We start from the raw sequence: 7,240 nt of genomic DNA on the forward strand, positions 1-7,240 counted from the left end.
GATACTAAAAATACTAAACAGAAATGCGCTTTATCCTGCTGTTAAACGAAGTCAGGATTTCATAACTAATTGTTTCTGCCACTTTTGCCAAATTCAGAATCTCATTCTGGGTATTAAAAATGATAACGTTGTCGCCCTCCTTACAATCCACTCCGCTAATGTCTATCATTACCATGTCCATGCACACATTGCCAATGATGGGCACCTTATGACCATTGACTGTCACCAAAACTTTCCCTTGCCCGAAAGATCTAAAAAAACCATCAGCATGACCTATTGGAAGCGTTGCTGTTGTCATTTCTTTTTCAGAAACAAACCCCATATTGTAACCAACATTCTCATTTGGCCCAATGGTGTGAATTTGTGAAATAACCGTTTTTAAGCACAGAACATTCTTTAATTTTGAATTAAGACCTGGGTCATTGCTAAATCCAAATAGCCCTAAACCAAGACGTATCATATCAAAATGAGCTTCCGGGTAATTTAGTATACCAGAGGTATTGCTCATATGAAGAACAGGAGCATAACCCAATTGTGATTCAACGGCAGTAGTCAAAGATTTAAAACTGTTAATTTGATTCATTGTAAATGCCCTTTCATCTCTGTCTTCCGAGGCAACAAGGTGAGAAAAAATGGATTGCAGGTAGACGGACTTTTCGCTTTTCAGGCTTTTTATAATAAAATCAAGATCCGACTTTTTAAATCCAAGTCGGTTTAAGCCGGTGTTGAATTTTATATGAACTGGGTATTCTTTGAGATCTAAGGTATGAGCAATTTCCAGAAATCGTGTAAATATTTTTTTACTGTATAAATTGGGTTCAAGCTGGTAGTCCACTAAGAGACTTAAGTTGTTTATTTGTGGGTGAAGCACTAAGATGGGTGTTTTAATTCCAGCCTCACGCAAAGAAATTCCTTCATCCGCATAGGCTACGGCGAAATAATCGACCCCTTGACCTTCAAGAAATTTTGCGACAATTACACCATCAGAGCCGTAACCACCGGCTTTAACGACGGCCAGCACCTTGGTAGAAGGTTTTATTTTTGAACGAAAATAATTGAAATTATAAAGCAGGGAAGATAAATCAATCTCTAAAACTGTTGGATTATTGTTCATTGGATCCGTTCGTTAATTCTTCTTTCTCTTGTTGCTCCTTTTGTCTTTCCTTATAAAAGGCTGCTCTGCTCAAGGGTTCGTATTCATGCACTTCACCAAGGACAACAAGTCGTTCATCAGGAATGGTCCTATGGCTATAATGAGCCAAATTTCCGGTTTTAGTACAAACAGCATGAACCTTGGTTACATATTCTGCTGTGGCCATAAGTGCCGGCATAGGACCAAAAGGATTTCCTTGAAAATCCATGTCCAGTCCAGCCACAATAACGCGGATGCCTCGATTTGCCAAGTCATTACAGACATTGACAATTTCATCATCAAAAAACTGAGCTTCGTCGATTCCAACGACGTCAATTTCATTGGCCAAAAGGCGAATATTTGCCGAAGAGGGAACTGGTGTACACCTAATTTCATTCTCATCATGTGAGACAACTAATTCCTCAGAGTATCGTGTATCAACAACAGGCTTAAATATCTCGACACTTTGCTTTGCAAATTGAGCGCGTTTTAACCTTCGAATCAGTTCTTCAGTTTTTCCTGAAAACATAGATCCGCAGATCACTTCGATCCACCCAAATTTCTCTGTATGATTAACTGTATTTTCTAAAAACATTTATGACATCTTGGTGTTGACAATATTCAATAATTAACCTGTAAGTTAGAACAAAAGTAATGAAATTCTTTAGTAGTATTTTCTTTTGAAAATGTTAATTTTGTATCTTACTCAAATAGTGAATAATACCTATCTAAATACCAGTGATGCATAACAATTTGATGGAAGAACTAAGGACACTCGCCGAATCAATATTGCAAGAGCCACAAGGACCTGAATTAGAGACAAGACTTGAGCAGGCGAGAAATTTATACGAGAAACTACTGATTTTAGATCATTTGAATAAAAATGAGAGGCAGGAGGCAATTCCAGAACAGGAGAATACGGTTCAAGAGATTTTAGAAGTGCAGGAGGAGGTAGAAGTAGTTGAGATTAAAGAAACTGTTCAGGAGACTCTTATTGCAGTGGCGATAGAGGAGGAAGCAGAAGAAATTGTGGAGTCATTAGAGACTGAAGAGGATGTTCCTATGAGCTTAAATGATTTGTTTGTTCCTACTTTTGATGAAATCAAAGAAGATATGAGTCAAAAGGAAGAGTTTAAAGATACCATATCACTGGATGAAACTGAGAATTTGTTCCAAACCAAAAAGGAGGTACCAAGACAGCTTTCCCTAAATGATAGATTGGTGGGAAGCAGCATTCAGGTTGGGCTGAATGACCGGATTGCTTTTGTAAATAAACTATTTAATTTCAGCCAATCTGATTTTAATAAAGTGTTGACAAAGTTAAATGAATGCAACTCTAAAGAAGAAGCTATCAAATACTTTGAATATCAGGTAAAACCAAATTATAATTGGAAGGGAAAAGAGGATCTTGAAGAAAGATTGATCATTTTAATAGAAAGGAAATTTCTATAATTATTTGTTTTTTCTTTTTCGGCGCTCTTCTCTTTTAAGTTGTCTTTTTCTCTTGTTTGCTTCTTTTTCCGTGGTCATCCCAAAGGGAGCAATGGTATTTACAATCCCGCTCTGAACAGTTTTCCAAAAGAGATTTCCGAATCCTTTATAAAGAACACGATCGAACTTCATAGTGGCTTCTCTAAGCTCCCCGTTTTTTCCCGGATTTGATTTATGAACCAGATTATTTACAGACCAGCTTAAAAAATTGTTTTTTTCCGCTTTTTTGAGTTTAAATACTTCCCCTTCAAGATTATTATACTTGAAAATCATTTTTCCATGAGAATTATAACTGTTGCCTGTGGCATGAAAAGAGAGACTTTGAATATCTCCATTAAGAACTTTCAATCCAATGGCCGGAATAATTGCGGAATCATAATAGGTCATTTTTGAGGGTCCTAAAAATCCGCTAAAATAGAATGTGTCTTCATTGGTTTTAAGAGGCAGTATCATGTCTACATGTAAATTGGCTTTTCCCATGAACTTAGAACTTAAGTCAACTTTCATAGGAACCTCACGCTTAGATTTAATAGAAGTAACGTTAAATAGGTTGATTTTCAAATCCTCCAAAGAAACCTTCATTAAGATTTCGGCATGTTCAAGTTTTTCTTCGTAAACAAGCTTACTTTCCCTCAGAGATACCTTCTGAATTAGCAAAGGAGTTTTCATTTCTTTTAGTAATTGATGCGGAAACTGAGGTCTTTTATTGAGATCAAAAGGCTTCCGTTTGTCTTTGTAGATTTCTGCTGATAAATTTGAGATAATCACACTATCCATATAAAACCCTTTGTTTTCAAAAGCTTTTTCCAGATCAACGTTGTATACTTTAACATCCGCTCCTTCAACATCAATAATATCTGTGTTATATAAATAAGAATTGGCCAGCGTTAACTTATTAACCATAGGCTTGAATTTCAAATTTGATATTTGTAAATGATCATCTCCAAAATGATAATTTAACTTGTCAATTGAGAAGCTATACTTAATATTCGGAAAATCCACCTTTATTCTGGTCATTTCAAATAATTCAGAAACCGGTGATAGTTTGAAGTAATCTTCTGATAATTCATCAAGTTTAAATCCGGTAACTTCAAAATCTAAAGGCTTGTTTTGAAAGGTGATTTTATCGCTGTGAATATCTATTTTTTGAATTTTTAAATTGGTGATCTTAATGAGATCTAATTGAAAACCTTCCAGCTTCTTCAAATGAATCGAGTCTAGCTCACGGTGTTTATTTACGACTTCTTTCTTCGGTTTTTTGTCTGAAGAAATTTGCTGATATAAAGGGTCATCTATGATGAGTTTATTGATTTTAAGCTGCTTTTTAAATATCAACGGTGATAACTGTATACCTCTTAATTTTAACCTGGAAATGGATAGTTTATGCAATGACTGGCTCGAATGTTCATTGTTTTTTAATTGTATCATTGCGGATTCTGTCGGCCCCAAATGAATGTCTGAAAAAACCAATGATCGATCAAAAAAGCTAAATTTTGTTCTTTCAATAGAAAGGTAAAGGTTTTCTATATTTTGTTCTTCCAGTAAGGCTGTAACTTTATTCGAAATTATTTTTGAAACTACGATGCTCGCAAGAAAAATTAAAAACGCAAGTGTCAATATGACCCCAACTGCAATTTTATATTTTTTTTTGAATACCATGGTCTGGATCATTAAAGGACTGTATTAATCAAAAGAAGATTAATTTGAGAAAGAGGCTGTTAATAAGGAAAGGTTCTTTTTATCGCTGCCAATGAAAATATCTTTTTCCTTTATAATTACGGGTCGTTTAAGAAATGTATAATCGCTTAAGATGAGTTGCTTGAAATCTATTTCTTGAAGGATTTCATTTTTTAAACCCATAGCCGCATATTTTTTCGCCCTTCTGCTGAAGAGGGATTCATAGGAGCCGGAAAGGGTTCTCATCTCGTCTATTTGAACCTCAGTGATTGGTTGAGATTTAATTTCTTGAAACTCAAAACCTTCAAGAGGTATAGACTTCATAATTCTTTTACAAGTATCACAGGTTTTTAAGAAATATATTTTTTTCATTTATTTTTCAGATAGTCTATTGTCTCAGCTTAAAGTTACTTATTTTTAGATAATTTTTAAACATATGGAAAAATTATTTGAAACTGCAGTCTTTTCCAGAAAGGCCTTGTTAAATATTTTAGAATCAAAGAGCTATGATGAGCTTGTTGAGATACCTGAGAATTTTAAAAACTCAATTTTTTGGAATGTTGCACATTTATTGGTGACGCAGCAATTATTGTTCTATAAATTGTCAGGATTAGAGCTTCGTATCGACAAAGAAATGGTTCGTAAATATGGCAAAGGATCTTTGGCGACAGAGGATGTTGACGCCGCAGATATTGAATACATAAAGAAGCATTTAGTAGTTGCGATGGAACAAACCGTCAAAGATTATTATGAAGGAGTTTTTTCGGGATTTACGCCCTATATGACCAGCACAGGAATAGAATTAAAAAACATTGAAGATGTGGTAAGTTTTAGTGCCTTTCATGATGGAATCCATCTGGGCGTTGTTTTGTCACTCAAAAAAATCGTTTAAAACAGATTAAATGGAATTTAACACAAAAGTAATTCACGGAGGTCAAAAACCTGATCCCAGTACCGGTGCTGTAATGCCACCTATATACCAAACCTCCACCTATGTGCAAAGTTCACCTGGAGTGCATAAGGGGTTTGAATATTCCAGAACTGGAAACCCTACAAGAACGGCCTTGGAAAACTCTTTAGCGAGCATTGAAAATGGCAATTTCGGTCTGGCATTCGGTTCAGGATTAGCGGCAATTGATGCGGTAATGAAATTGTTAGCACCTGGAGATGAGGTGATTTCAACCAATGATTTATACGGAGGAACCTTTCGGTTGTTTTCGTCCGTATTCAAAAAATTTGGAATTAAATTTCATTTTGTAGGCATGGAGAATGTCGATAATATTGAAGAATGTATCAATGAGAAGACCAAAATCATATGGGTTGAAACTCCGACAAACCCGATGTTAAACATCATAGATATAAAAAAGGTACAAGCACTATCTGAGAAATACAACACAATGCTTGTTGTGGATAATACTTTTGCAACACCATATTTGCAGAAACCGCTGGATTATGGTGCTGATATTGTGATGCATTCCGCCACAAAATATTTGGGCGGACATTCTGATGTTGTAATGGGAGCATTGGTAGTAAAAGACAAGGAGCTTGCGGACAAACTATATTTTATTCAAAATGCCAGTGGAGCAGTCTGTGGACCAATGGACAGTTTTTTAGTGTTAAGAGGAATCAAAACCCTTCATGTTCGCATGCAACGACATTGCGAGAATGGGGCAGCAGTTGCTCATTATTTGCGGTCACATCCAAAGGTAGGTAAGGTCTATTGGCCTGGTTTTGAAGATCACCCAAATCACCATATTGCAAAATCTCAAATGCTTGATTTCGGAGGAATGGTATCTTTTAGTTTAAAAGGAGACAAGTACCAGGATGCGATAAAAATTCTTGAAAACTTAAAGGTATTTACCCTTGCAGAATCTTTGGGCGGAGTAGAGTCCTTGAGCGGACACCCTTCTAGTATGACGCATGCATCTATTCCAAAAGAAGCGCGTGAAAAAACAGGCGTTATAGATTCATTAATTCGCTTGAGTGTAGGAATTGAAGCAGAAGCAGACTTGCTAAGGGATCTTGAAAATGCGTTGGAATTGGTCTAGTATTTGCCAAAAACGTAAATGATACCGGCATTGATAAATACCATGGAGTCGTTGCTCTTATTCGCAGGGTCATCAGCCGCGTTTAAGCCTTCAACTACATCTGAGAAATAATATTGGTACCTGCCTTCTAAACTGAAGTCAACTTTATCAAGACCAAAGCGAACACCCGCACCTGCTGAAGCTGAAAAAATATTTTCAGCGTCCAGAAACACAGCGTCCTCCTGCCATTTGTCGATCAATTGTGTATAAGGCTCTTCAGACCCTTTAAGGGACACATCATTCACTAAAATATCTGGTTGTGAGTAACTGTAGTGAATACCTATTGTCACAAAAGGATTAATGGCACCTGAACTTTGATAGAATGACGCATAGTCTTCCAATTCCAGGATATAATATTCCAGATTTAAACCTGCATTATACAGTTTTATCCTGGCTTTCATATCGTCTAATTTCTGAGAAGTACCAGCAGGCTCAAAACCCACGTTGGTATTGTTCATGTATGATAACTCCGCTTTTAGCTTGAAATGTTCACTAAAATATGAAGAACCGCTTCGCCAGTTGTATTGACTTCCAAAAAACTTTAAGTAATAAGATAGACCAAATGCCAAGGTTGCTTGGGTTTGAGCCCCGAACTCCGTACTTAGGCCCATGTCGGTTTGAAACATAGCCGGACCGAAAAACACTCCGACTTCACTACTAATACTGCTTTGAGCTTTAGCGTTGGTAAAAAAGAAGAAAAGTAATACTGCACAAAGTTTAGGTAAAAGTTTCTTCATGGTTTAGTTAAAATTTTAGGTACAATTTAGCACAAATATAAAAAAGAAATTTCTTAAATCTTTCTTTTCAAAACAAAAAACTCAAATTTTTAAGATTTATTGTTGGATTAATTCAA

The 7,240-nt window shown here is 36.0% G+C and carries 8 protein-coding genes; 3 read left to right on the forward strand and 5 right to left on the reverse strand.

Translation table 11 applies throughout. From position 1 onward, the window contains the following. Nucleotides 1–13 precede the first annotated feature (13 nt). Both alr and ACR2MV_RS10640 read right to left on the reverse strand, forming a co-directional pair. Nucleotides 14–1,114, reverse strand: a complete 1,101-nt coding sequence (gene alr, locus ACR2MV_RS10635; protein ID WP_434021892.1) for an alanine racemase — start codon at nt 1,112–1,114, stop codon at nt 14–16. Next, nucleotides 1,104–1,727: a thymidine kinase gene (locus tag ACR2MV_RS10640; protein WP_434021893.1), complete on the reverse strand. Its 624-nt coding sequence runs from the start codon at nt 1,725–1,727 to the stop codon at nt 1,104–1,106. The genes alr and ACR2MV_RS10640 overlap by 11 nt, the downstream gene beginning before the upstream one ends. 146 nt (nt 1,728–1,873) lie before the next feature. Between ACR2MV_RS10640 and ACR2MV_RS10645 the strand changes: the two genes are divergently transcribed. Next, entirely contained in the window at nt 1,874–2,584 is a 711-nt protein-coding gene (locus ACR2MV_RS10645) for a hypothetical protein (RefSeq protein WP_434021894.1), read from the forward strand. Here the strand turns inward: ACR2MV_RS10645 and ACR2MV_RS10650 are convergent, their stop codons facing one another. Both ACR2MV_RS10650 and ACR2MV_RS10655 read right to left on the reverse strand, forming a co-directional pair. After that, nucleotides 2,585–4,294: a hypothetical protein gene (locus ACR2MV_RS10650; RefSeq protein WP_434021895.1), complete on the reverse strand. Its 1,710-nt coding sequence runs from the start codon at nt 4,292–4,294 to the stop codon at nt 2,585–2,587. A 27-nt stretch (nt 4,295–4,321) separates the two neighbouring features. After that, nucleotides 4,322–4,672 (reverse strand): arsenate reductase family protein, encoded by a 351-nt coding sequence (locus ACR2MV_RS10655; protein WP_434021896.1) that lies wholly within the window; start codon nt 4,670–4,672, stop codon nt 4,322–4,324. A gap of 64 nt (nt 4,673–4,736) precedes the next feature. On the opposite strand from ACR2MV_RS10655, the gene ACR2MV_RS10660 reads away from it, so the two are divergent. Next, nucleotides 4,737–5,192, forward strand: coding sequence for a DinB family protein (locus ACR2MV_RS10660; RefSeq protein WP_434021897.1), 456 nt, complete (start codon nt 4,737–4,739; stop codon nt 5,190–5,192). 10 nt (nt 5,193–5,202) lie between these two features. Further along, on the forward strand, nt 5,203–6,348 hold the full coding sequence (locus ACR2MV_RS10665; RefSeq protein ID WP_434021898.1) for a cystathionine gamma-synthase: 1,146 nt from the start codon (nt 5,203–5,205) through the stop codon (nt 6,346–6,348). Here the strand turns inward: ACR2MV_RS10665 and ACR2MV_RS10670 are convergent. Further along, nucleotides 6,345–7,124, reverse strand: a complete 780-nt coding sequence (locus ACR2MV_RS10670; RefSeq protein ID WP_434021899.1) for a THC0290_0291 family protein — start codon at nt 7,122–7,124, stop codon at nt 6,345–6,347. The genes ACR2MV_RS10665 and ACR2MV_RS10670 overlap by 4 nt on opposite strands. Nucleotides 7,125–7,240 lie beyond the last annotated feature (116 nt).

The sequence above is a fragment of the Lutimonas sp. genome (assembly GCF_051011215.1).
Taxonomy (GTDB): Bacteria; Bacteroidota; Bacteroidia; order Flavobacteriales; family Flavobacteriaceae; genus Lutimonas.

Coding starts and splice junctions, on each gene's coding strand:
- alr (WP_434021892.1), bottom strand. CDS start 1,114: ATGAACAATAATCCAACAGTTTTAGAGATTGATTTATCTTCCCTGCTT.
- ACR2MV_RS10640 (WP_434021893.1), bottom strand. CDS start 1,727: ATGTTTTTAGAAAATACAGTTAATCATACAGAGAAATTTGGGTGGATC.
- ACR2MV_RS10645 (WP_434021894.1), top strand. CDS start 1,874: ATGCATAACAATTTGATGGAAGAACTAAGGACACTCGCCGAATCAATA.
- ACR2MV_RS10650 (WP_434021895.1), bottom strand. CDS start 4,294: ATGATCCAGACCATGGTATTCAAAAAAAAATATAAAATTGCAGTTGGG.
- ACR2MV_RS10655 (WP_434021896.1), bottom strand. CDS start 4,672: ATGAAAAAAATATATTTCTTAAAAACCTGTGATACTTGTAAAAGAATT.
- ACR2MV_RS10660 (WP_434021897.1), top strand. CDS start 4,737: ATGGAAAAATTATTTGAAACTGCAGTCTTTTCCAGAAAGGCCTTGTTA.
- ACR2MV_RS10665 (WP_434021898.1), top strand. CDS start 5,203: ATGGAATTTAACACAAAAGTAATTCACGGAGGTCAAAAACCTGATCCC.
- ACR2MV_RS10670 (WP_434021899.1), bottom strand. CDS start 7,124: ATGAAGAAACTTTTACCTAAACTTTGTGCAGTATTACTTTTCTTCTTT.